Source organism: Pseudodesulfovibrio alkaliphilus (assembly GCF_009729555.1).
In the GTDB taxonomy this organism is placed as follows: domain Bacteria; phylum Desulfobacterota; class Desulfovibrionia; order Desulfovibrionales; family Desulfovibrionaceae; genus Pseudodesulfovibrio; species Pseudodesulfovibrio alkaliphilus.
The window spans coordinates 126,893-148,975 of sequence record NZ_WODC01000006.1 but is presented as its reverse complement, the minus strand read 5'-3'; the positions used below and the strand labels follow the sequence as shown (position 1 = coordinate 148,975).

Annotated in this window: 20 protein-coding genes; 11 read left to right on the top strand and 9 right to left on the bottom strand. The window is 63.0% G+C overall.

Annotated elements, in window-relative coordinates; all coding sequences use genetic code 11:
- Nucleotides 1–2: 2 nt before the first annotated feature.
- From GKC30_RS10400 to GKC30_RS10385, 4 genes are all read right to left on the bottom strand, one after another.
- The gene (locus GKC30_RS10400; protein ID WP_155934661.1) at nt 3–1,274 is read right to left on the bottom strand and encodes an adenylosuccinate synthase; all 1,272 of its coding nucleotides are present in this window, start codon (nt 1,272–1,274) and stop codon (nt 3–5) included.
- A gap of 169 nt (nt 1,275–1,443) precedes the next feature.
- Nucleotides 1,444–1,845: a hypothetical protein gene (locus tag GKC30_RS10395; RefSeq protein ID WP_155934660.1), complete on the bottom strand. Its 402-nt coding sequence runs from the start codon at nt 1,843–1,845 to the stop codon at nt 1,444–1,446.
- Nucleotides 1,846–1,989: 144 nt separating this feature from the next.
- Nucleotides 1,990–4,317 (bottom strand): bacteriohemerythrin, encoded by a 2,328-nt coding sequence (locus tag GKC30_RS10390; RefSeq protein ID WP_367614085.1) that lies wholly within the window; start codon nt 4,315–4,317, stop codon nt 1,990–1,992.
- Nucleotides 4,318–4,484: 167 nt separating this feature from the next.
- Nucleotides 4,485–6,221 carry a methyl-accepting chemotaxis protein gene (locus GKC30_RS10385; protein WP_155934659.1) on the bottom strand — a complete coding sequence of 579 codons (1,737 nt, stop codon included), beginning with the start codon at nt 6,219–6,221 and terminating at the stop codon, nt 4,485–4,487.
- 296 nt (nt 6,222–6,517) lie between these two features.
- On the opposite strand from GKC30_RS10385, the gene GKC30_RS10380 reads away from it, so the two are divergent.
- Nucleotides 6,518–7,792, top strand: a complete 1,275-nt coding sequence (locus GKC30_RS10380) for an IMP cyclohydrolase (RefSeq protein ID WP_155934658.1) — start codon at nt 6,518–6,520, stop codon at nt 7,790–7,792.
- Nucleotides 7,793–7,840: 48 nt separating this feature from the next.
- On the opposite strand, the gene GKC30_RS10375 is transcribed toward GKC30_RS10380, so the two are convergent.
- Entirely contained in the window at nt 7,841–8,137 is a 297-nt protein-coding gene (locus GKC30_RS10375; protein WP_155934657.1) for a SemiSWEET family sugar transporter, read from the bottom strand.
- 92 nt (nt 8,138–8,229) lie between these two features.
- On the opposite strand from GKC30_RS10375, the gene GKC30_RS10370 reads away from it, so the two are divergent.
- From GKC30_RS10370 to GKC30_RS10360, 3 genes are all read left to right on the top strand, one after another.
- The gene (locus tag GKC30_RS10370) at nt 8,230–10,284 is read left to right on the top strand and encodes a ribonuclease catalytic domain-containing protein (protein ID WP_155934656.1); all 2,055 of its coding nucleotides are present in this window, start codon (nt 8,230–8,232) and stop codon (nt 10,282–10,284) included.
- 89 nt (nt 10,285–10,373) lie between these two features.
- Nucleotides 10,374–10,964, top strand: coding sequence for a glycerol-3-phosphate 1-O-acyltransferase PlsY (gene plsY / locus GKC30_RS10365; protein ID WP_155934655.1), 591 nt, complete (start codon nt 10,374–10,376; stop codon nt 10,962–10,964).
- Between the two features lie 6 nt (nt 10,965–10,970).
- Nucleotides 10,971–11,918: a cation diffusion facilitator family transporter gene (locus GKC30_RS10360; RefSeq protein ID WP_155934654.1), complete on the top strand. Its 948-nt coding sequence runs from the start codon at nt 10,971–10,973 to the stop codon at nt 11,916–11,918.
- Nucleotides 11,919–11,958: 40 nt separating this feature from the next.
- On the opposite strand, the gene hflX is transcribed toward GKC30_RS10360, so the two are convergent.
- The 3 genes from hflX to GKC30_RS10345 form a co-directional block, all read right to left on the bottom strand.
- Nucleotides 11,959–13,650: a GTPase HflX gene (gene hflX, locus GKC30_RS10355; protein ID WP_155934653.1), complete on the bottom strand. Its 1,692-nt coding sequence runs from the start codon at nt 13,648–13,650 to the stop codon at nt 11,959–11,961.
- A gap of 8 nt (nt 13,651–13,658) precedes the next feature.
- A complete protein-coding gene (locus GKC30_RS10350) occupies nt 13,659–14,255 on the bottom strand; it encodes an IMP cyclohydrolase (protein ID WP_155934652.1) in 597 nt (198 codons plus the stop codon).
- A gap of 162 nt (nt 14,256–14,417) precedes the next feature.
- The gene (locus tag GKC30_RS10345) at nt 14,418–14,981 is read right to left on the bottom strand and encodes a tetratricopeptide repeat protein (protein ID WP_155934651.1); all 564 of its coding nucleotides are present in this window, start codon (nt 14,979–14,981) and stop codon (nt 14,418–14,420) included.
- Nucleotides 14,982–15,441: 460 nt separating this feature from the next.
- Between GKC30_RS10345 and flgB the strand changes: the two genes are divergently transcribed.
- Genes flgB through GKC30_RS10310 form a run of 7 tightly spaced genes read left to right on the top strand, consistent with a single transcriptional unit; the run spans nt 15,442 to nt 21,503 of the window.
- Complete coding sequence (gene flgB / locus GKC30_RS10340) at nt 15,442–15,852, top strand: flagellar basal body rod protein FlgB (protein WP_155934650.1); 411 nt, start codon at nt 15,442–15,444, stop codon at nt 15,850–15,852.
- Nucleotides 15,853–16,290 carry a flagellar basal body rod protein FlgC gene (flgC, locus tag GKC30_RS10335; RefSeq protein WP_155934649.1) on the top strand — a complete coding sequence of 146 codons (438 nt, stop codon included), beginning with the start codon at nt 15,853–15,855 and terminating at the stop codon, nt 16,288–16,290.
- A 28-nt stretch (nt 16,291–16,318) separates the two neighbouring features.
- Nucleotides 16,319–16,648 (top strand): flagellar hook-basal body complex protein FliE, encoded by a 330-nt coding sequence (gene fliE, locus GKC30_RS10330; RefSeq protein WP_155934648.1) that lies wholly within the window; start codon nt 16,319–16,321, stop codon nt 16,646–16,648.
- A gap of 55 nt (nt 16,649–16,703) precedes the next feature.
- The gene (fliF, locus tag GKC30_RS10325) at nt 16,704–18,299 is read left to right on the top strand and encodes a flagellar basal-body MS-ring/collar protein FliF (RefSeq protein WP_155934647.1); all 1,596 of its coding nucleotides are present in this window, start codon (nt 16,704–16,706) and stop codon (nt 18,297–18,299) included.
- Nucleotides 18,300–18,302: 3 nt separating this feature from the next.
- A complete protein-coding gene (gene fliG, locus GKC30_RS10320) occupies nt 18,303–19,301 on the top strand; it encodes a flagellar motor switch protein FliG (protein ID WP_155934646.1) in 999 nt (332 codons plus the stop codon).
- Entirely contained in the window at nt 19,288–20,052 is a 765-nt protein-coding gene (locus GKC30_RS10315; protein WP_155934645.1) for a FliH/SctL family protein, read from the top strand. The genes fliG and GKC30_RS10315 overlap by 14 nt, the downstream gene beginning before the upstream one ends.
- A complete protein-coding gene (locus GKC30_RS10310; RefSeq protein WP_155934644.1) occupies nt 20,049–21,503 on the top strand; it encodes a FliI/YscN family ATPase in 1,455 nt (484 codons plus the stop codon). The genes GKC30_RS10315 and GKC30_RS10310 overlap by 4 nt, the downstream gene beginning before the upstream one ends.
- Nucleotides 21,504–21,541: 38 nt before the next feature.
- On the opposite strand, the gene GKC30_RS10305 is transcribed toward GKC30_RS10310, so the two are convergent.
- The gene (locus tag GKC30_RS10305) at nt 21,542–21,961 is read right to left on the bottom strand and encodes an arsenate reductase ArsC (protein ID WP_155934643.1); all 420 of its coding nucleotides are present in this window, start codon (nt 21,959–21,961) and stop codon (nt 21,542–21,544) included.
- Nucleotides 21,962–22,083: the final 122 nt, after the last annotated feature.

Sequence of the window (22,083 nt, the reverse complement as noted above, 5' to 3'; positions counted from 1 at the left end):
CCTCAGAAGGTTTGCGCCCTGTCCGGCCCGACGGAGACCATGCCGATGGACACCCCGGTGATGGCCTCGATACGGCGCAGATAGCTGACCGCGTTGGCAGGGAGGTCGTCCCAGGATCGGGCGGCCGAGATGTCCTCGTCCCAACCGGGCATGGTTTCGTAAACCGGAGCGACATGGGCCATGCCGTTCTGCTCCTGGGGCGGATAGGCCACGGTCTGGCCGCGGTATTCGTAGGCCACGCAGAGCTTCAGTTCCCCAAGGCCGGAGAGCACGTCAAGCTTGGTGATGGCCAGTTCGGTGGGACCATTGAGACGCACCGACTCCTTGAGCACCACCAGATCGAGCCAGCCGCAACGGCGCTTGCGTCCTGTGGTGGCCCCGAATTCGTGCCCCTTTGCCTGAAGATATTCGCCGTCGGCGTCAAAAAGCTCGGTGGGAAAAGGCCCGCCGCCCACCCGGGTGGTGTATGCCTTGACGATGGCCACGATGCGATGCAGATCACGCGGGGAGCAGCCCGACCCGGAGGCCGCATTGGCCGTAACCGTGTTGCTCGACGTGACAAAGGGATAGGTGCCGTGGTCTATATCCAGGTGCGTGCCCTGGGCGCCCTCGAAGAGAACCATGCCGTCCTCCTGGGCCTCCTGGATGGCCGTGGACACATCGCCCAGGTAAGGCACAAGCCGCTGGGCAAAGGGCTGCACCTCGGCGAACACCGCATCGGCATCAAGCGGATCCAGACCATAGAGGTGCTTGAAAAGAACATTCTTTTCCTCAAGAGCCAGGCCGATCTTCTCCCGCAGCAGTTCCGGGTCGGCGAAATCCCCGGCGCGGATGCCGCAACGGTGCATCTTGTCCTCGTAGCAGGGACCGATACCGCGCCCGGTGGTGCCGATCTTCCCGGCCTCGGACTTGACCGTTTCGCGGGCGCCGTCGATAAGCCGATGATAGGGCATGATGACGTGGGTTTTCTTGCTGACCATCATCCTGGCCGGGGAGACATCGAGCCCCTTGGCTGCCAGCTTGTCGATCTCCTGACAGAAGACGACCGGGTCGAGAACCACGCCATTGCCGATGACACAGAGCTTGCCGGGATGCAACACGCCCGAGGGAATAAGGTGCAGGATGCACTGCTCGCCGTCCACCACCAGGGTGTGGCCCGCGTTGTTGCCGCCCTGAAAGCGGACGATGGCGCTCGCCTGCTCGGCGAGGATGTCGACGATCTTTCCCTTGCCCTCGTCCCCCCATTGGGAGCCGAAAACGACAATATTGGCCATGCCTTGCTCCTTGAAAACCGGGATCGCTCCCCGGCGTGAATTGCGCACACAAACGGTTATCTTCCGTAAGGATAAACGTGCGCGTATGTCAACCTCACAGGCGGACGACCTCGCCATCGCGTTCGGGACGGCAGGGCGGTCACGCCGACGGAATCGCGCCGATGTTCGACTATTTCTTCTTTTTCGGCTGGAGGGTGAGCAGCTTGCCCTTGCGGTCCGTCCGGGCGGGGGACGTGGAAGCGGCGTCCGATTCGGAAGCCGCACCCTTGCGGGATTTCGGTACCTCGCGCATGGTCGGCCCTGGTGCGGTCAGGGCGGCCAGATCCACATCGGGATGCGGATCTCCGGGCATGCGGGATTGTGCCCAGTTGAAATTAAAGAGCTGATTCTTCAAGCGCGTGGACTGGATGAGGTTGAAGACGAGCACCGCCTCCTCCCATCGCTTGGTGGGCTCGAAATGACGCACCTTCTCGGCGTATTTCTCCCACAGGCTCATGAGGGATGCCTCGTCGTAAGCGTTGAGCTGTCTGGCGAGCTTGACCAGGGCCTTTTCCATGTAACTCTCGGACATCATCTTTCCTTGAAACAGATTCTCGATCAGGACGCGGCACCATGCGACGCCGACGGCGCGACTGTCTGCATAGCAGAAAGACTTGCCCCGCGCCACGCAAAATCCGCGCATTCCGCGCCCGGCCTTCTCTTGACCGGCCAATGCCTAGTAGATGCCGCGCTCGTTGAAAAACGGGCTGTACTTCTTGTCTACGCCCTTGATGTGCTTGACCAGCCAGTCCTTGAGGAAGTTCATGACCTCCATGGTCACTGACGACTTACCCGAGAGGATCTGCTGCTCGAAGTCCAGCACCTTCTGCACAAATGCCTTGTGCGTGGCCACGTGGTTTACCTGCCCGGCGTAGCCGTGCTCCTCGAACATCGCCTCCTCGCTCGAGAAGTGGAACACAGTGTACTGCTTGAGTTCATCAAGTACCGCAGCCGTGGCCTGCATACCCTTGCCGGAACGCATGGCGGCATGGAGCTTGTTGATCAGATTGATCAGCCGCAGATGCTGCTCGTCGATCTCCCGGATGTTGACCGACAGGTCGTCGGACCACTGCATGATGCCGTCCTTGTCCTCGGCCTTGAGCCCCGAGCGATCGGACTGCCGGAGCGCACCCTTGGCCTCGGGCGCGGGTGCGGCATTGGCATGGCCGTTCCCGGCGGAGGCCGCTTTGGCAGAGGCGCTTTTGGAAGGAGCCTTTTTCACGGGCTGCGTCTCCTTGCGCGGGGTCTCGGCTTGCCTTGACAGCGTGTCTTTCTGTGCCGTCGGGCCTGCGGTAGCCCCGTCGCCGGTCATGTCGCGAATCACTGCATCCAGATCAGCGGCCATGGCGGCCATGGCGTCCAGCGCCTGTGCCGCCCGGCTCATGCCCTGGGCAGTCTCAAAGGCGATGCGGGTGACATCGGTGACCGCCTGATTGATCTCCTCGCTGGCGGCGGACTGCTCTTCCGACGCAGTGGCGATGGACTCCACCTGGGCGGCGGTCTCACCCACGATGGACACGATCTCGGCCATGAACTCCCCTGACTCATTGGCCGCGGCAGTGGACTTGACGATGTCCTGCACCGAGGTCTCCACCGCCTGGATGTTGGCCCGGGCCTGGGCCTGGATGCGCGACACGGCGTCGCCCACCTCCTTGGTGGCCTGCATGGTCTTTTCGGCCAGCTTACGCACCTCGTCGGCCACCACAGCGAAGCCGCGGCCGGCGTCGCCCGCCCGGGCGGCCTCGATGGCCGCGTTGAGCGCCAGCAAGTTGGTCTGGTCCGCGATGTCCGTGACCACATTCATGATTTTGCCGATGTTCTCGGCCTGATTGCCCAGTTCGCCCATGCTCGAGTTGAGTTCAAGGATCTGGTCCTTGATGGCGTCAATGGAGGCCACGGCTGCCCGGACCCCCTCGGCCCCGGTCCTGGCGTTCTCCCTGGCCCGATCGGCGGAATGGGCGGCGTTGGAGGCGTTGCGAGCCACCTCAAGCACCGTGGCATTCATTTCCTCCATGGCCGTGGCCGTCTCGGCCATGCGGTCGCGCTGCACGTCGGTGCCATGGTTGACCTCGTCCACCTGCCTCGCCAACTGGACCACCGAGGCGGCCACATCGCGAGAAATGTCGCTGGCCTTGGCCGCGGCCCGGCTCATGGTCTCAAGCAGGGTCCGCACCTGCGTCTGCCGCTCGTCGGCCTTGGCCACGGCACGGCGAGCCTCCTCGGCACTTCGCTCCGCCTCCCTGCCCCGGGTCTCGACCTTGGACATGGTCTCGCCAAGGGCGTCCACCATGGTCACGATGGCGTTTCGCAGGTCAAGCAACTCCTCGGTGTATTCCCCCCGGCTGACCGCCTTGAGATCTCCCCCGGCCACGGCCTCGGCGTATCGTCTGAGATTGCCAAGGGGCATGGTCAGCTTGGTGCGCAGATTGTAAAGCACCAGCAGCACGATGACCACACCGACGCCCACGCAAACGGCCTGACTGACGAGCAGCGTTGCCACGCGGCCCTCGGATTCGCGCTGCAGCAGGACCACGGCCTCGTTCATGGCCGCGACCACGGCCGCACTCCGGGCCGTGATGCCCGCCACATCCGGACTGCCCGAAGCCACGCCCTGCTCCACCAGGGCGCGGTAAGCATCCCAATGCTGGCGGACCTTGAGCAACTGCGCCTTGGCCTCGCGGCTCGCCGCGGGCAGTTCACCCTTGGGACCACGCGGATCAAGGGTCAGAGGAACGGGGCCTGAGGCGACAAGGGCCGCAAGGGAGGACTCGAAAAGGCCGAGAGTCACCTCGATCTGACCGCGCAAGGCCGCATCGCGGCTCATGCCGAATGCCATCGTCTCCTTGCCGAGTTTTTCGGCAAGCATACGCTGGCGTCCGGCGATGTTGATGACCAGGCTGTCGCTCTCCTGACTCGATGTGACCACCCAGGTGGCGGTGAACATTCCGACGATAATGAGAAAAACAAGAACGATGGAGCCGATGAGACGAAACGAGATGTTCACGGGGGTTCCTCCGACAATGGGAAATCAGGTGCAGATCGAAACGACGGGCTCCCGCCGCCTGACCATTGCGGGACTCGCAGACAACTCTACATGCTCGCCTGGCAAAAGACAACGGCGGAGCCGCCCCTGACCGGGGCGGCTCCTGTGGTGCCATAGGGCTCTGCCCGTTAGAAGCGCTCGAATCCTGAGTCGTCGTCCATGTCGAGATCCACCCCGCCGTTTGAGGCCTTCGCACCTGGCGCTTTGGCGGTCGGCAGAGGCTTTGGCGGATTGGCGGGCCGGACCACCGGCCCTGACGCACCCTTGCCGGCGGCCTTGGCAACCACCTTGCCCGTGGTCGGGTCAAAGACCTTCTTGCCCTTGCCTGCCCCTGTCAGCGGAGCGGAGATGTCTCCCGAGTCCACCTTGAAGAACCGGATGGTCTGCTGCAGCTGCACGGCATGGCTCGACAGTTCTTCGGCGGTGGATGCCACCTCCTCGGAGGCCGAGGCGTTCTGCTGGATGACCTTATCCAGTTCCTGGATGGCCTTGTTGACCTGCTCGCCGCCCGCGTTCTGCTCATTGCTGGCCGCCGCGATCTCTTGGACCAGTTCGGCGGTCTTGCGAATGTCGGGCACGATCTTGGCGAGCAGTCCGCCCGCCTCCTCGGCCACCTTGACACTGGAAGTGGACAACTCGCTGATCTCGGCTGCGGCCGCGCCGCTTCGCTCCGCCAGCTTGCGCACCTCTGCCGCCACCACGGCGAAGCCCTTGCCATGCTCCCCGGCCCGGGCAGCCTCGATGGCCGCGTTAAGGGCGAGCAGGTTGGTCTGGCGGGCGATCTCCTCGACGATGAGAATCTTGTCCGCGATCTGCTTCATGGCCTCCACCGTCTTGGCCACGGCCCGGCCCCCGCTGTCGGTATCCACGGCGGCCTGGTTGGTCATGGAGTTGGTGGTCTGCGCGTTTTCGGCGTTCTGTCCGATGCTTGAAGTCATCTCCTCCATGGACGCCGAGACCTCCTCGACGCTGGCCGCCTGCTCGGTGGCCCCTTGAGACAACTCTATGGCCGAGGCGGCCAACTCTTCGCTGCCCGCTGCCACCTGCTCGCTGGCCGAACGAACCTCGCCCACCACGCGCCGCAGTTCCTCGACCATGTTGGCAATGGCACCTGAGAGCTGGCCAACCTCGTCGTGGCTGCGCACCGCGACCTGGATATTCAGATCGCCTCCGGCCATGCGGTTGGCGGCCTTCACCGCTTCCTCAAGAGGTGTGACCATACTCCTGACCACGAAAATAACCACCAGCACGATAAGCCCCATGACCAGGACGGTGGGCAGGAGAATCTGCCAACGCAGGGAGGAAATCTGCGCATCCACGTCGTCCACGTAGATGCCGCTTCCCACCATCCAGCCCCAGGGCTTGTACAGCTTGACATAGGAAACCTTGGGCTGGGGTCTATCCGCCCCGGGCTTGGGCCACAGGTAGGGCACAAATCCCTCGCCAGCCCTCTTGGCGACTTCGACCATGTCCACAAAGAAGAGCCGTCCCGCAGGGTCCCTGACCTGGGACTGATCCTGCCCGTTCATGTCCGGCCGGATGGGATGCATGATCATGGTCGGGCCCATGTCGTTGATCCAATAATAGTTGTCGCCCATGTAGCGCATGGCTCCAATGGCGGCCTTGGCCCGATTCTGCGCCTCGGTCTGCTCCAGGGCTCCGGCCTCGGCCATCTCCCCGTAATATTGCAAGACCGAGTAGGCCGTCTCCACGGCGCTGCGAGTGGCCACACGCTTCTCCTCCATCAGCGATTCGCCGACAACGGGAATGAAATACCCAAGCAACCCCCCGACGACCACGATGACGGCCGCGAAAAACAGGCTCAACACCTTGGTCCGCATTCCCCAATCCCTAAAACGTCGCATGGTGCCCTCCGTCGTTTTTTCCGCGCCCAATGGCTGACCATTCTCCCCGGGACACGGAGCCTGACTTTGCGCCACCATGCCAGATATTTCAGTCTGGAGGTATGATAATCTTCGCTTTTCCGATTGATCGATTGCTCAATCCCGTTTTCGGGGCTGGCAGGGAACCATTTTCTGCATTTATTGGCCGGGCCGGTCGGCGCACATCATCCCTTCCGATTTGCCCGCCGGGGCAACCTGTGCTATGAACGCCTCCTTCCGAAACACAATCGGCCAGGGAAGCCGCAAGGGGTAACGTCATGAGTGATCTGAAAAAAATGTACACCACGCTCCAGGAGGACCCGTTCCCGGCCGACCTGAAGCTGACTCTGGGCGACCAGGAGCTTGTCTTCGCCAAGCGTGGATGGGAGATAGACGGCCAGACCAAGGGGCTGCGCTACGGCGAGAATCCCGACCAGCCAGCCGCCCTTTATGAGCTCAAGAGCGGCAGCCTGGAGATCGGCGGCGTACGATTCATCGGCGCGGGCCAGGGGCTTGTCTCGGCCCTGACCGAGGAGCACATGATCCAGGCGGGCAAGCATCCGGGCAAAACCAACCTCACCGACGTGGACAACGCCCTGAATATCCTTCAGTATCTTTCCGCCAAACCCGCCGCACTCATCCTCAAGCACAACAACCCCTGCGGCGCGGCCTGGACCGACGAGGGGGTGGCCGTGGCCCTCAGGCGCGCCTTTGAGGCTGACCGCATCGCCGCCTTCGGCGGGGCCGTAGTGGTCAACCGCCCCCTTGATCTGGCTGCTGCCGAACTGATCAACTCCGCCTATTTCGAGGTGGTGGCAGCGCCGGACTTCGACGACGACGCCCTGGCTGAACTGAAGAAGAAAAAGAATCTGCGCATCCTGAGGATTCCGGGCATCGCCGGGCTGGAGAGCCTCGCCCGTACCCCGTTCCTGGACATCAAATCCCTGTCCGATGGCGGTCTTGTGGTGCAGTTTTCCTTTCGCAACGCCATTCTCAAAGCCGAGGACTTCCTCCCTGCCAAGGCCGAAAAGGACGGCAACGTCTTCCTGGCCCGCGCACCGGGCAAACAGGAGGCCGACGACCTGCTCTTCGCCTGGGCCGTGGAAGCGGGCGTGACCTCAAACTCCGTCCTCTTTGTCAAGGACGGGGCGACCACAGCCATCGGCACTGGCGAGCAGGATCGCGTGGGCTGCGTACTCCTGGCCGTGACCAAGGCCTACACCAAATATGCGGATCTGCTCTCATCTCAGGAGCTTGGCCTGTCCATCTTCGAACTCAAGCTCAAGGCGCTCAAGGATTCTGACGCCAGGTCCAAGCTCGCGGACATTGAACGGCGTACGGCCGAGGCCAGGGGCGGTCTGCCCGGATCGGTGGTGGTGTCGGACGGATTCTTCCCCTTCCGCGACGGCGTGGACCTGTGCATCGACCAGGGTGTGACAGCCATCGCCCAGCCCGGCGGCTCCATTCGCGACCACGAGGTCATCGCCGCGGTCAACGAGGCGGTTCCGCAGGTGGCCATGGTCTTCACCGGCCAGCGGTCCTTCAGGCACTAAGCCTGCGGGCCGGATGGCCATGGGCTGACCGGCCACCGGCCCGCCGCCTCAAGGAGTCCGGCGCCCTGAAGAATGAGCCGAACCGCGCCCGAACACGAGTTTCATGACCAGAATCGCGGCGGCCAGAAGCAGAGTGACCGCATTGGCCAGCAACACGGCGGGCGAGCCGATAAGGGCGCCATAGACGAGCCACAGCGACACCCCGAGGCACAAGAGCAGGTACATGCGCAGGGAGATGTCGGCCACGGACCGGGTCCGCCAGGTACGGACCACCTGGGGCACGAAGGATGCCGTGGTGCAACATCCGGCCACGATGCCGATGCCCTCGACGAATTCGCGTTCCATACGGTCCCTGTACCCCGCCCGGCTTACGCTGACAATCGGTTCATGATACCCTGCGTCACACCCGGCGCTCACCGCAGATCAAAGAAGTTCAGATGGTAAAAAAAACCGCTTTCGGCCCATTCATCCGCCCCGGCACGGTGGTGGAATTCATGCAGGGAGATCACCCGCAACTGGCCTGGGTGCTCGAGGAATCCTCGGGCAGGCTCAGGCTCCTGACCATCACCAAGCGGGAGATGAAGCTCCCGACCGCCCGGATACTGCCCTGGACAGGGCCGACCCACGATGCCGAAGCCAACAGGCAGACAATACAGGACGTACTCAACAGCCACCAGGAACGGCGTGGCGAGATACAGGCCGGGCTCGACGTGATGGAACTATGGGCCCTTGCCCAGGGGGAGATGGAAAGCGCACCCCTGGCATGGTTTGCCGACCTGCTCTTCGACGCCCCGGAACCGGACGAGCTGGCCGCCTTGGGCCGGGCCATGCTCTCGGCCAAAACCCATTTCAAGTTCCGCCCCCCTAATTTCGAGATATGGCCCGCAGAAAAGGTCGAACAGCGGCTGCGCGAAAAAGCCGAAGAAAAGGAGCGTGAAGCCGTCACCTCGACAGGACAAACCCTGATCCAGGAGCTTTGGGCGGCATACAGCCAGGGCCGCACGCCCCAGCTCCCAGACCTGGAGCCCGAGCTGGCCGGAATCATTCAACGCCTGCTCAGGCAGGCCATCGCCTCCACCCTGGACGAGACCGGCGCCAAGGTCTGGCAGGCCATTTCCAAGGGGTTGCCAGACACCCCGCACCTGCCTCTGCTCCTGGCCCAGACCTGGGGGACTCTTCCTCTGCACCACAACCACCTGCTCGACGAGGCAGCATACGCGTGGGGGGATGAATGGCACGAATCATTCTCCAATGAAATCGAATCAATAGAGACAGAGTTTTTCAATGAAACCGTTGAAGATTGCCCCCTGAGGCTGATCAGCATCGACGCGCCCACCACCCGCGACATAGACGACGCCTTCCACATTGAAACGGAAGGCGACGGCTTCGCCCTGTCCATCGCCCTGGCCCGTCCAGAGGCCCACTGGCGCTTCGGGTCGCCCCTTGACCGGGCTGTGGCCGACAGGGCCACCAGCCTCTATCTGCCCGAAGGCACGGCCCACATGCTGCCCGAGAGGTTCGGCACAGGGCTTTACAGTCTGCTGGCCGGAGAGCGGCGGCCGGTGCTCTTGGCGCTCTTCCGCCTGGACGGCCGGGGGGAGTTGCTCTCGGTCTCGCCGCGCCTGACCTGGGCCACGGTCAAGGCCAACATCAGCTACGAGGAAGCCGACCGGACCATAGCCGAGGGAACGGACCCCATGCTGGTCCTGGCCCATCGGCTGGCCAAGGAACGCATCAACCGCCGCATCGAGAACGGGGCCTGCGTCATCCGCAAGCCAGAGCCCGTGGTCACGGTAACAGGCCAGGGCAGTCAGGCAGTGGTGGACATCTCCCTCAAGGAGCCGTGCCCCCTGGCCGAGCTGGTCATCAGCGAATTCATGATCCTGGCCAATTCCGGCCTGGCCCTCTGGGCCAGGGATCAGGGACTGCCCCTGCTCCACCGCACCCAGGACATAGCCCTGCCCCAGGAGGCGGCCGGCATCTTCACGGAGCCGGCGGAAATCCTGCGCTCGGTCAAACTCCTGCTGCCTCCGGCTCTGGAGACCACCCCCAAACGCCACGCGGCCCTTGGCGTCCCGGCCTACGCGCCCATCTCCTCGCCGCTTCGCCGCTACACAGACTTTATCAACATGGCCCAGGTCAGCAGCCTGCTTCTGACCGGGAGCCCGCGTCTCGACGCCGAAGCCCTGGACCATCTCGCCATCCAGCTCGGGACACGCATCAGGGCGGTGAGCGCGGTGCAACGCTTCTGGCCGCGCTATTGGAAGCTGGTCTATCTCGCCCGGCATCGCAAGTCGCTGCATCCGGCCGTGCTGGTGGAGGACACCGGGCCCATGGCCACCCTGGCCATGCCCCAGTACCAGATCAACGTCCGCGCACCGCGCAAGCTGCTGGGCGACAAGCTCTATCCAGGCCAACGGTTTCAGATCAACTTTTCCCGAATCGACCCGCTGACCAACGAAATCAAACTGGGCGAGGTCCTTGAAGACTGAGCCGCCGGTCCGGGCAACCGCCTCTTCCAATCGAGGCCCAAAAGCGCTACATACACCGCATTACACGCTCGGCATCAGGAGTATCCCGCATGTCCCTCATCTTCTGGATCATCACCGCCTACGTGCTCGGCTCCATCCCCTTCGGACTGGTCGTGGCCAAAGCACTCTGCGGCATCGACCCGCGCACCGACGGCAGCCGCAACATCGGCGCCACCAACGTGGCCCGGCTGTGCGGAATGAAATTCGGCATCGCCACCCTGGTCCTCGACATCTCCAAGGGACTGGTGCCGGTCCTTATGGCCTCGGCCTGGGTCGAGTCGAACCTCGGCCTGAGCCTGGTGGTGCTTGCGGCCATCCTCGGCCACGCCTTCTCCTGCTTCATGCGCTTCAAGGGCGGCAAGGCCGTGGCCACCACGGTGGGCGCGTTTCTGGCCGTCTCCTTCTGGGGCACCCTGCTTTCGGCGGCCATGTGCCTTGCCGTGGTCGGCCTGTCGGGCCATGTGTCCATGGGCTCGCTGACCTTGGCCCTGGCCCTGCCGGTATTCATGCTCATTACAGGCAACGTGGCCTTCGTTCCCGTGGCCCTGGTGGTCATGGTTCTGCTCTTCTGGCGGCACAAGGAGAACATCCGCAGACTGGCGAGGGGCGAGGAAAACCCCTGGACCAAGCCCAAGGCGTAGCAAATCATGAACGGCACGTCCCCCAGGCGATACGCCGTCTACTCCATCATTGCCTCGGTGGTCACCCTGGCGCTCAAGTTCGGGGCCTGGGGCATGACCGGGTCGGTGGGCCTGCTCTCGGACGCCACCGAGTCCGTCATCAACCTCGCCGCCGGAGTGCTGGCTCTCACAGCCCTCACCATCGCCCTGCGACCCTCGGACCGCAAGCACGCCTATGGCCATGGCAAGGCCGAATACTTCTCAAGCGGCATCGAGGGAGTGCTGATCATCGCGGCTGCGCTGGGTATCGCCTACGCGGCCATAGACCGATTCCTCAACCCTCGGGAACTGAGCAACCTCGGCCCCGGTCTGGCCCTGGCCCTGGTCGCCTCTGTCATCAACTTCGCCACAGCCCGGATCATGCTCCGGGCCGCCGCCCATTTCGACTCCATCACCCTGGAGGCCGACGCCAGACATCTGCTCACCGATGTCTGGACCTCTGTGGGCATGGTGGCAGGGCTGGCAGTGCTCCTGGCCGCACCCCAGTGGCAGATCCTCGACCCGGTCATCGCCATCGTCATGGCCGCGAACATCGTCCGCACGGGCGTCAGCCTTGTCCGGCGGTCGGTAGGCGGTCTCATGGACAACGCCCTGCCGCCCGACGAACTCGAACGTATCGGCGCGGCCATCCGCAAACACCAGGGGGAACGGGCCACCTTCCACGGCCTGCGCACCAGAAAGTCCGGGCAGCGGCGATTCATCGACTTCCATCTGCTTGTGCCGGGCGCAACCTCGGTCCGCGAGGCCCATGACCTGTGCCGAGTCATCGAGGACGCTATCGAAGCGGCCCTGGACAACGCCGAAGTCACCATTCATGTGGAGCCGCTGGAATGCGCCTCGTCCTACGATGGCAGAGAAGTGGGCGGAATGAGCGAGGCAAGCGTCATGGCCGACAGGAAAGGCCGGAACTCCTGAGCCCGAAAGAGGCTGCGAGGCGTCCGGCTGGCGTGGCGGTTCAGCTGTTCCCTGGTCTGCCCCAGGGGATGGCGGCCAAAATGGCCTCCACCACCGGCTCCAGGGAGGAACGATCCACGGCAGAGGCCGGGATGCCCTCCGGAAAGACATTGCGCATGGTCTCCCGCCCCGCTTCGTCAAGACGGTCCCATTTGTTGAGCACCAGGATGGAGGCGATGGCGTCAAGCTCCATGTCGGCCAAAATGTTGCGCACGGCCGCCACCTGCTCCTCCACCTCGGGATGCGAGGCGTCGCAGACAAGGACCAGCAGGTCTGCCGACTCCAACTCCTCCAGGGTGGCCCGAAAAGCCTCCTTCAGGTCAGGCGGCAGACGGCGGATGAACCCCACGGTGTCGGTCAGCACCACCTCGCGCTCCTCGGGAAAGCGGATGCGTCGGCTGGTTGGGTCAAGAGTGGCGAAGAGCTTGTCCGCAGCCAGCACCCGTGAACTGGTCAGGGTGTTGAGCAGGGTGGATTTGCCCGCGTTGGTGTAGCCCACCAGCGAGACGATGGGCAGCCCGGCCTTGGCCCGCCGCTCGCGGGTCTGGCTGCGCCGCTTGCGGACCTGGGCCAGCTCCTTCTTGAGGCGGGTCAGCCGCTCGTCGATGCGGCGGCGGTCCATCTCGAGCTTGGTCTCGCCCGGTCCGCGCCCGCCGATGCCCCCCATGAGGCGCGACATGGCCCGGTTTTTTCCCACCAGCCGCGGCAGGGTGTACTTGAGCTGGGCCATCTCCACCTGGAGCTTGCCCGAGGCGGTGGTGGCGTGCTGAGCAAAGATGTCGAGAATGAGCTGGGTGCGGTCGAGGATCTTTCGTTCCGTGACTTCGGCCAAGTTGCGGATCTGGGTGGGGGATAGCTCCTGGTCGAAGATGATGACCGAGGCATTGGTCTGCAACGCCTTGACCTCAAGCTCGGCCAGCTTGCCCTTGCCCACAATGAATGCCGGATTCTTCTTGCGTACGCGCTGGACCATGGTACCTGAGGCCACGAGCCCCGCCGTGTCCGCCAGCTCCGCCAACTCCTCCAGGGATCGCTCCTGCACCCCATGGGGCGTGTCGTCCACGCTGACCAGCAGCACACGCTCCGCGCCGTCCTCCATATCTCGAGCGTCGAGCTGGCGGCCGAACTCATCCTCCAACGCCTCCACTATCCCGGCCAGATCAAGATCAAGCCGGTCCCAGCGCACGGCATCAAAGACCTCGTAGCTCCTGTCGTCGGGGTTGGGGGGGAGCAGGTGGGCCACCTGGACGGTACGCGGCTCCCCCCCGGCCACTGTCAGGACGATGACCGCGTCAAGGCGCAGAAAAACCATGTCCATCAGGTCTTCCTGGGACAAAGCCTCGTCGGCCAGATGGGTGTGCAACAGCCGCAGACCGCGCAAACGGCCGGAACCAAGACGAGCCCGGGGCAGCTCGGGGATGAAGATGGAGCGGTTATCGCCCACCAGGACCATCTCGACCTTGCCCTGGCGATTGATGAGCAGGCCGATCTGGCGGCCGGTATCCGCGCTCAGGACGGCCAGCTCGCGAGCCTGTTCCGTGGTAAACGTGCCGTCGAGCGGGAACTGCCGTTGGGAGAGCCTGCCGAGCCGCTTGATCTGGTTGGGTTTCAACCCTTGCAGGTTGCCCTTGGGTTTCTGGGCTATGGACCGCTCCTTATGGGCCGGGAGGACGAGGCCGGAAACCCCGCCCATCCTGGCCGCTATGCGTCGTTTTCCGCCAGATAGGCGGCAATCATGGCGTCGTATTCGGACACCAGCCTGAAGGTCAGCGCCGCCATCTCCTTGCGAAGCGCCAGGGAAACGCCCCCTGACCCGGCAATCTCGGCCATGACCCTTGGATAGTGCTGAGGATCGGGAACCACAAGAATGGAGTGAAAATTCTTGGCCGAGGCGCGGAGCATGGTGGGGCCGCCGATGTCGATCTGCTCCACCGCGTCCTTAAGGCCCAGCCCCTTTGCCGCAGCCTGGGCGAAATTGTAGAGATTGACGCAGATGAGGTCAAAGGGCTCAATGCCGAAATCGCGCAGCGTTTCCATGTGGGCCGGGTCGTCCTTGTCAGCCAGGATGCCGCCGTGGATCATGGGATGCAGGGTCTTGACGCGGCCGCCCAGAATCTCTGGAAAATCAGTCACTTCGCTGACAGACGTGACGGGCAACCCGGCGTCGGACAACATCTTCTTGGTACCGCCGGTAGAGACCAGCTCGCAGCCGCTCTCCACAAGAAACGCACCGAAGTCGGCCAGGCCGGACTTGTCGGTGACCGACAGAATAGCTCTTTTAACAGGCAACAGGTTCATGCACAGCCCTCTCTTGGTGATTTGAGAGGCTGTGCCAGATTTGCCGGGCGAAGGCAAGCGGCGTTCGGCCAAAGGCCGGGCGTCCCCGGAAGAAGCTGGTCTCCCGCCCCGTCCGCCGAAACGGGCGGGACGGGAAACCAACGGGGAGGGGAGACCGTGGTTCTAAGCCTGGAGCTGTTCGAGCAGTTCGCTGGCGGCGGCGAACTCGGGGCTGGCTTCGAGAATTGTCTCAAGCTCGGCCCGGGCCGCGTCTTCCTGCCCGGTGCACATCAGGCACCCGGCCAGGGAAAAACGAACCTCGTGCTTGGACGGATCAATCTCCAGATAGCTCCGAAGATAGGGAATGATGTCCGCCACTCGCTCCAGTTCGTGGCCGAGCCTGATCAGGCTGAACAGGGCGACCATGTTTTCTGGGTTCATCCTGATGGCCTCGACGAACAGGGAATAGGCATTCTCCTTTTCGCCGTTCTCCATGCGGATGAGGGCAATCCCGGAAAGACTCTTGTCGCTGGGAGCAACCTTGTGGGCCTTCTCGTACATGACCAGCGCCTCGGGCAGATTGCCTCGCTGAACGGCCACTGTGGCCAGCCCCAGGAACGGGTCGGGATGCACCCCGTTGGAGCCGGCGGCCTTCCTGTAGTATTCCTCGGCCTTGTCGAGCTCACCCATGAACAGGTAGCACTCGCCGAGTTCCTTGTTGATTTCGTAGTCCAGATGTCCACTCATGACGTTCCCCTCCGTTTCTCCTTTACCCGGCGACCGGGTTGAAAAAAATCGTCCGGGCTCACTCGGCCCGCGCTGATGCCAAGCAAGCCCTGTGCCAATGGCAACAATATTCACCTCTCATAAAGAAGAGGCAGCAGCCAGAGCCAGAAGACACTGAAAGATGCACGCTAAACATCTTGAAATCAATCGATTTATCTCTCATGCGGCAAAGAACTCCCTGCCTTGGCAACGGTTGCCGTTCAACAGGCACCCCGTGGCACATTACAAGGAATGGTGCGTTCCTCTGCCCGCTCTCCCCACGGCCCTGCCGAAGGGAATCAAGACACCAAAAATCATAGCAAACACTGCAAAATCAGACTGTTACAAACTTGGAACGCTAGTTGCTAGCCCCATCGCGGGAAAGGCGGAAAAAAATACCCGCCACCGACACCAAGCCGGTGAAACGCAGGAGGATCAAGGCATGAAGGGACTTTTCGGGAACCACATTCATTTGACATCAAAGGTGCTCGACATGCGCCTGGAACGTCAAAATATCGTCACAGGCAACATCGCCAACGTCGATACACCCGACTACAAGGCCCGCCGCCTCGAGTTCGAGGACAAGCTTCAGCAGGCCCTCAACCTGGATGCCCGCGGCAAGATGACGCGGACTCAGCAGAACCACCTGCCCGCCGTCTTCAATGCGGACGGATTCAAGGGCGACGGACTCAAGGAGTTCAAGCCCCGCCACGTCTACGGCGAGGACAGCGTGGACATGGACAAGGAGATGGCCATCATGAGCAAGAACGGGCTCATGTACAACGCCCTGGCCAGTGTCATCAAAAAGAACTTCGAAGGCTTGCAGAAAGTCATCTCGGAAGGAGGCAAGTAAATGGACTTCATGACCGCACTCGACATCGGCGCATCAGGCCTCAAGGCGCAACGCGCCACCCTCAATGTCATTTCCATGAACATGGCCAATATTCGGACAACCAAGACCCTGGAGGGAGGCCCCTACCAGCGCAAGTCCGTATCCTTCGAATCCAGCCCGGTATATTCGCCCTTTGACGAGGCCATGAACGAGCAGCTCAACCGGGATCTGCACGGGGTCAAGGTGCTTGGCGTCACGGCCGACCAACGGCCCTTCAAGCAGGTCTACGAACCACACCACCCGGACGCCAACGAACTCGGCTACGTCTACTACCCTGACATCAACGTGGTCGAGGAGATGACCTACATGATGAACGCCACACGCGGCTACGAGGCCAACGTCCAGACCATCGAATCGGTCAAGCAGATGTTCAACAAGGCGCTCCAGATCGGCGTCTAGTGTCTATTAAAGATCAAGGAGCAGCACAATGGTCGTCAAAAGCGTCGCCATCAATGCCTACCAGAGCGCAATGGACATGCGCCGCAGGTCCGTGGATTCCACCGTGGCCGCCCGGCTGCAAAAGCCGACCCCGCCGGCCCAGGGGTTCAACGAGACCCTCAAGAACTCGCTGACCAAGGTGAACGACATGGAGTCGGAAAAAAAGCTGATGATCGAGGAATTCGCCTCGGGCAAAAAGCAGAACGTCCACGAACTGATGATCACCATGCAAAAGGCCGGGCTGGCCATGTCCATGACCAGCGCGGTTCGCAACAAGGTGATGACCGCCTACCAGGAAATAATGAAGATGCCGCTCTAGGGCCGCATCAATCAACACCTAACCCGGACAACCACTTTCCTCGGGAGAATTAGAGATGCCTCCGTTCGTCACAGAATACCTCTCCAAGATGCAAGGCTTCTGGTCGGACCGCACCGCGGCCCAGCGCATCCTCATCGCGGGCTTGGCCGTTTCCGTGGTCTTGGCCTTCGCGCTGATGATCTACTGGATGAACAAGCCCGACTACAAGGTGCTCATGACCAATCTCTACCCTGAGGATGCCTCAAGGGTGGTGGGCATGCTCCAGTCCGCCAAGGAGCGATACAAGATCGACGACAACGGCAGCACCATTCTGGTTCCGGCCGACCGGGTCTACGAACTGCGCCTGAAGGTGGCTGGCGAAGGCAACCTCCACGGCCAGGGCATCGGCTTTGAAATATTTGACGATGTCAAGATCGGCCAGACCGACTTTGTGCAACACATCAACTTCCAGCGCGCACTTCAGGGCGAACTCTCCCGCACCATTTCCGAATTTCCGCAGATCGACCAGGCCCGAGTGCACCTGGTCATCCCCAAAAAGAGCCTGTTCATCGAAGACCAGATGCCCCCCTCGGCGGCCATCATCCTCCAGCTTCGCGACAACACCAAGCTCGCGCCCAACGAGGTGCAGGGCGTGGTCAACCTGGTCTCCATGGCGGTCGAGGGCCTCCAGCCCAAGAACATCACCGTGACCGACATGAAGGGCCGCCCTCTCTACACCCCGGAGGATGACTCGTCGGGCCTGGCCCTGTCCAGCACCCAGCTCGACTTTAAGGCCGACATGGAAAACACCACCCAGCGGCGGATCATGGAGCTGCTCGGCCCGGTGGTCGGCCCGGACAAGGTCATCGCCAGGGTCAACGCGGACCTTGATTTCAGCCAAAAAACCATCCGCAAGGAGAGCTTTGACCCCGACGGCTCGGTGGTCCGCTCCGAGACCCGCAGCGAGGAAACCACGGCAGGTGCCGCGTCCCTGGCCGGGGGCGAGCCCGACGCCAACTTCCGCGGCGACGGTTTCACCGGCACGCGCACCACTCAGGATTCCACCCGAGAGTCGCGCACGACCAACTTCGAGATCAACAGGCAGGAAGAAAATATCATCGCCCCTGTCGGGGAGTTGAAACGGTTGAGCGTTGCGGTTATCGTGGACGGAACATGGCGGACCGACGAGGAAACCGGCAAGTCGGTGTATGTCCCGCGCTCGGAAGAAGAGCTTGAACGCATCAGGAATCTGATAGCCGGGGCCGTGGGCTTTGACAGCATCCGGGGCGACTCCATCGAGGTGAGCAACATCTCCTTTGGCGAACCGACCCTCTTCGACGGCGACTCGCTGATGCGCACCATGCTCGAATACGCCCAGCGGCTCGGCAAGCCCTTCCTCAACGGTCTGCTCATCTTCCTGTTCCTCATCCTGGTGGTGCGGCCGGTGATCATGGCCCTGATCCGCCCCCGCGTTGCAGAGCAGGAGATCGAGGAGATGGCGGGCCTGCCCGGCTCGCAGCGCCTCGCCCTGGAAGAGGACGAGATCGACGAGGAGGCCATGGACATGTCCAGACGCCTCGAAAACGCCAAAAACCACGCGGTGCAACTGTCCGACGACAACATGGATCAGGCCGTGCACCTGCTCAAGAGCTGGCTCGCCCAGGAGGCGTAGGAAATGGCCAACTTCACCGGACCGCAAAAAACAGCCATCGTGCTGCTCGCCCTGGGCGACAAGTTCACTGGCGACGTGTTCAAGCGGATGGAGCGCAACGAGATCGCGGCCGTGTCCAAGGCCATGCTCGAGACCGACTCCGTTCCCCGTGAACAGGTGCTCGAAGTGCTCAAGGAGTACAACGAGGCCCTGGCCTACGGCGCGGAACTGCTCATGGGCGGCGCGGAGACGGTCAAGCGGCTGCTGACCAAGTCCCTGGACAGCGAGACAGCCAAGTATATCATGGATTCCCTGGACCTGGACACCGGCCCGACGCCCTTCCAGGAGCTGGAGAACGTCAGCCCGCGCATCCTGGCGCAGATTCTCAGGAACGAGCATCCCCAGACCCTGGCGCTCATCCTGGGCCACCTGCACCCCGATCAGGCTGCCGAACTCATCCAGAACCTGCCCGCAGGCGTTCGCGCCGAGGTGCTCATGCGTCTGGCCAAGCTCGAGGCCGTGGCCGAGGAGATGCTCATGGAAGTGGACAAGGTTCTGCAAAGCCAGCTCATTGCCATGGGCGGCAAGGAAGGCAAGAAGGTCGGCGGCGTCTCGGCCGTGGCCGAGATCCTCAACGCTGTGGACCGCAACACCGAGGAAGAGGTTCTCTCCGAGATCGAGGAGGAGTCCACCCAGATGGCCGAGGACATCAGAAACCTCATGTTCGTGTTCGAGGATATCAAGGGCATCGACGACATCGCCATTCGCGAACTGCTCAAGGAGGTCTCCAACGAGGACCTGACCATCGCCCTCAAGGGTGCCAGCGACGAGCTCAAGGACAAGTTCTTCAAGAACCTCTCCGAACGCGCCAGCACCATGATCAAGGAAGACCTGGAGATCATGCCGCCCAAGAAGCTCTCCGAGGTCGAGGCCGCACAGCAGAACATCGTCAAGACCGTCCGCCGCCTGGAGGACGAGGGCAAGATCGTCATCAGCAGAGGTGGAAGCGATGTCTTTGTCTAGACCCCACAGCGCGACCAGAGGCCCGCTGAGCGGCAAGGTCATCATCGGCATGGACTCGCCCGGACCGGACGAAATGACCATCCAGGAGCTGGAAGGCAAGCGCCAGCTTCTCTGGGATGAATCCATCAACGAGGAGTACCTGAGCAAGGTTCGCCAACGCGCCCAGGAGAAAGCAAAGGAAATCATACTGTTCGCCGAGCTGGAGGCTGAGGCCCTGCGGGCCACGGCACGCCACGAAGGCTACCAGGAGGGATTGGCCCAATCCCAGGCGGACGTGGAACAGCACACCAGGGCCATGTCCGAGGAAATGGAAAAACTCCTGACCATGCTCGGTGCCCACGGCACGGATATTTTCGAGGCCCGCAGACGCGACGTGGTGGCCCTGGTCAGGCTGGCCGTGGAAAAGACCCTGCGCATCGAAATGAGCCAAAGCCGCAAGGCATCTCTCGAATCCCTCATGCGCGAGGCCCTTGAACGCATCGAATCTAAAAGGCAGTTGGTCATCCGTTGCGCCGAGGAGGACGCGGCCGATCTGGACGCCTTTCTCAAGGACATCCAGGCGCGAACCCCCTCCCTTGAACAATGGACGGTCAAGCCCGACCCGTCGCTGGCCGACGGCGGCGTGGTGGTCGAAGCGGCAGAGGCCAAGGTGGACAACTCGGTGGCCACACGCTGGAAGGGAGTGGGCGCCCTCCTCGACCAGCTCGCCGATGCTGTCACCCACGACGAGCCCCCCGCAGACGGAGAATGATCGTGGCGGCCAAATCCCGACTCGGCCTGCTGGAGCAGTTCGACCCCTGCCAGACCTTCGGCAAGGTGACCAAAGTGGTGGGCCTCATCGCCGAAGGACACGGCATCAGAGCCCCGCTCGGCTCGGTCTGCCATCTCATCCCCGAAAACGCCAAGCCCATCGCCGCCGAAGTGGTTGGCTTCCGCGACGGCGCCTGCCTGTTCATGCCCTATGCCGACATGCGCGGCATCGGGCCGGGCAGCTTGATCCGCAACGCGGCCACCCCGCCCCATGTGCCGGTCGGCAACGCCCTGCTCGGTCGCGCAGTGGACGCCTTCGGCGACCCCTTGGACACCAAAGGCCCCATCACGCCCGAAACATTCGTCCCCCTGCACCGGGACCCGCCCAACCCCCTGGAGAGACCGCGCATCTGCGACCCCCTTGATGTTGGCATCCGCTCGGTCAACGCCCTGCTTACCCTGGGCAAGGGCCAGCGCGTGGGCATCATGGCCGGTTCCGGTGTCGGCAAATCGACCACGCTGGGCATGATCGCCCGCTACACCAAGGCGGACATCAACGTCATCGCCCTGGTGGGCGAACGCGGCAGGGAGGTGGTGGAGTTCATGGAGCGCGACCTCGGCCCCGAGGGCATGGCCCGCAGCGTACTGGTGGTGGCCACCTCGGACAAAAGCCCGCTGATCCGTATGCGCGCTGCCTATGCGGCCACGGCCGTGGCCGAATTCTTCCGCGATCAAGGCAAGGACGTGTTGCTGATGATGGACTCCGTCACCCGGTTTGCCATGGCCGGACGCGAGGTGGGACTGGCCGTAGGCGAACCCCCCACTCGCGGCGGCTACACTCCGAGCGTTTTCAGCCACCTGCCCCAACTGCTGGAGCGTGCGGGAAAAAGCGCCACAGGGTCCATCACCGGCATTTACACCGTGCTCGTGGACGGCGATGACTTTTCCGAACCCATCGCCGACGCCACCCGATCCATTCTCGACGGCCATATCGTGCTCACCCGCGAACTGGCCGACCTCGGCCACTACCCGGCCATCGACGTGCTCCGCTCCGTCAGCCGCCTGCGCTCGGACATCGTCACCTCCCAGGCCCAGGCCGACGGGCAGGCGATGCTGCGCCACATGGCCACCTTCAAACGCGTGGAGGATATGGTCAACATCGGAGCCTACCAGAAAGGGGCCAACGCGGAAGTGGACAAGGCCATCGCCATGGTCGCCCCCATCAACGGCTTTCTGCGCCAGCAGGTGGCCGAACGCGAGTCTCTCGACTCCGCCATGGAAAAACTCCACTCACTGGTGGCAGACAACGACCAGAAAGGTCAGCCCGGCGCCAAGGCAAATCAGCCCGGCCAGCAGGGCAACGCCCAGTCCCCCAGATTCCAGACGGCCAAGCCCCAACAGGTCAAGCGGGTCCCCATCCCGCCGTCCGCCATCCCCGTGACCCGGTCCTAGCTGGCTGCATCGGAGCAGCCTGCCCCCTGTCGTTCGGCTCAGTCTTCCAGACTGCCCGGCAACCCGGCGACCATGGCCCGAATCTCGTCTCGCACCCGGCGAAACACGTCGAGCCGAGCCGCTTCGGTCGGCAGCCCTGCCGCCAGACTTGGCGGGTCATCAAACCCGCGATGCACCCGTCTGGCCCGTGAGGGAAAAAACGGGCAGTTCTCGGCCGCGTGGCCGCACAGCGTGACCACATAGTCAAACGCCACGTCAGGCAGGTCGTCCACTGTCTTGGAGGTCTGGGCAGAGATGTCCACCCCGGCTTCCAGCATAACGCGGACCGCGTCGGGATTCATGCCGTGGCGGACCACCCCGGCAGACCAGCACTCGATGTCCGGGTGCAGATGGCGGGTCCATCCCTCTGCCATCTGGCTACGGCAGGAGTTGCCGGTACATAGGTAAAGAATCTTCATTGATCCCCCTGGAATTCTGATGAAGGAGCAATACTGACAGAACTCGGACGCCCAAGGCCGCGCCTCGCCGACAATCCGGTGACAATCCGGTGGCGCACCGGCCTGAAGCCAGTCCCGGAACC

Coding starts and splice junctions, on each gene's coding strand:
- GKC30_RS10375 (WP_155934657.1), bottom strand. CDS start 8,137: ATGGAACGCGAATTCGTCGAGGGCATCGGCATCGTGGCCGGATGTTGC.
- GKC30_RS10385 (WP_155934659.1), bottom strand. CDS start 6,221: ATGCGACGTTTTAGGGATTGGGGAATGCGGACCAAGGTGTTGAGCCTG.
- GKC30_RS10305 (WP_155934643.1), bottom strand. CDS start 21,961: ATGAAGATTCTTTACCTATGTACCGGCAACTCCTGCCGTAGCCAGATG.
- fliF (WP_155934647.1), top strand. CDS start 16,704: ATGCCTCCGTTCGTCACAGAATACCTCTCCAAGATGCAAGGCTTCTGG.
- GKC30_RS10395 (WP_155934660.1), bottom strand. CDS start 1,845: ATGTCCGAGAGTTACATGGAAAAGGCCCTGGTCAAGCTCGCCAGACAG.
- GKC30_RS10310 (WP_155934644.1), top strand. CDS start 20,049: ATGATCGTGGCGGCCAAATCCCGACTCGGCCTGCTGGAGCAGTTCGAC.
- fliG (WP_155934646.1), top strand. CDS start 18,303: ATGGCCAACTTCACCGGACCGCAAAAAACAGCCATCGTGCTGCTCGCC.
- flgC (WP_155934649.1), top strand. CDS start 15,853: ATGGACTTCATGACCGCACTCGACATCGGCGCATCAGGCCTCAAGGCG.
- hflX (WP_155934653.1), bottom strand. CDS start 13,650: ATGGGCGGGGTTTCCGGCCTCGTCCTCCCGGCCCATAAGGAGCGGTCC.
- plsY (WP_155934655.1), top strand. CDS start 10,374: ATGTCCCTCATCTTCTGGATCATCACCGCCTACGTGCTCGGCTCCATC.
- fliE (WP_155934648.1), top strand. CDS start 16,319: ATGGTCGTCAAAAGCGTCGCCATCAATGCCTACCAGAGCGCAATGGAC.
- GKC30_RS10400 (WP_155934661.1), bottom strand. CDS start 1,274: ATGGCCAATATTGTCGTTTTCGGCTCCCAATGGGGGGACGAGGGCAAG.
- GKC30_RS10380 (WP_155934658.1), top strand. CDS start 6,518: ATGAGTGATCTGAAAAAAATGTACACCACGCTCCAGGAGGACCCGTTC.
- GKC30_RS10345 (WP_155934651.1), bottom strand. CDS start 14,981: ATGAGTGGACATCTGGACTACGAAATCAACAAGGAACTCGGCGAGTGC.
- GKC30_RS10315 (WP_155934645.1), top strand. CDS start 19,288: ATGTCTTTGTCTAGACCCCACAGCGCGACCAGAGGCCCGCTGAGCGGC.
- flgB (WP_155934650.1), top strand. CDS start 15,442: ATGAAGGGACTTTTCGGGAACCACATTCATTTGACATCAAAGGTGCTC.
- GKC30_RS10360 (WP_155934654.1), top strand. CDS start 10,971: ATGAACGGCACGTCCCCCAGGCGATACGCCGTCTACTCCATCATTGCC.
- GKC30_RS10350 (WP_155934652.1), bottom strand. CDS start 14,255: ATGAACCTGTTGCCTGTTAAAAGAGCTATTCTGTCGGTCACCGACAAG.
- GKC30_RS10370 (WP_155934656.1), top strand. CDS start 8,230: ATGGTAAAAAAAACCGCTTTCGGCCCATTCATCCGCCCCGGCACGGTG.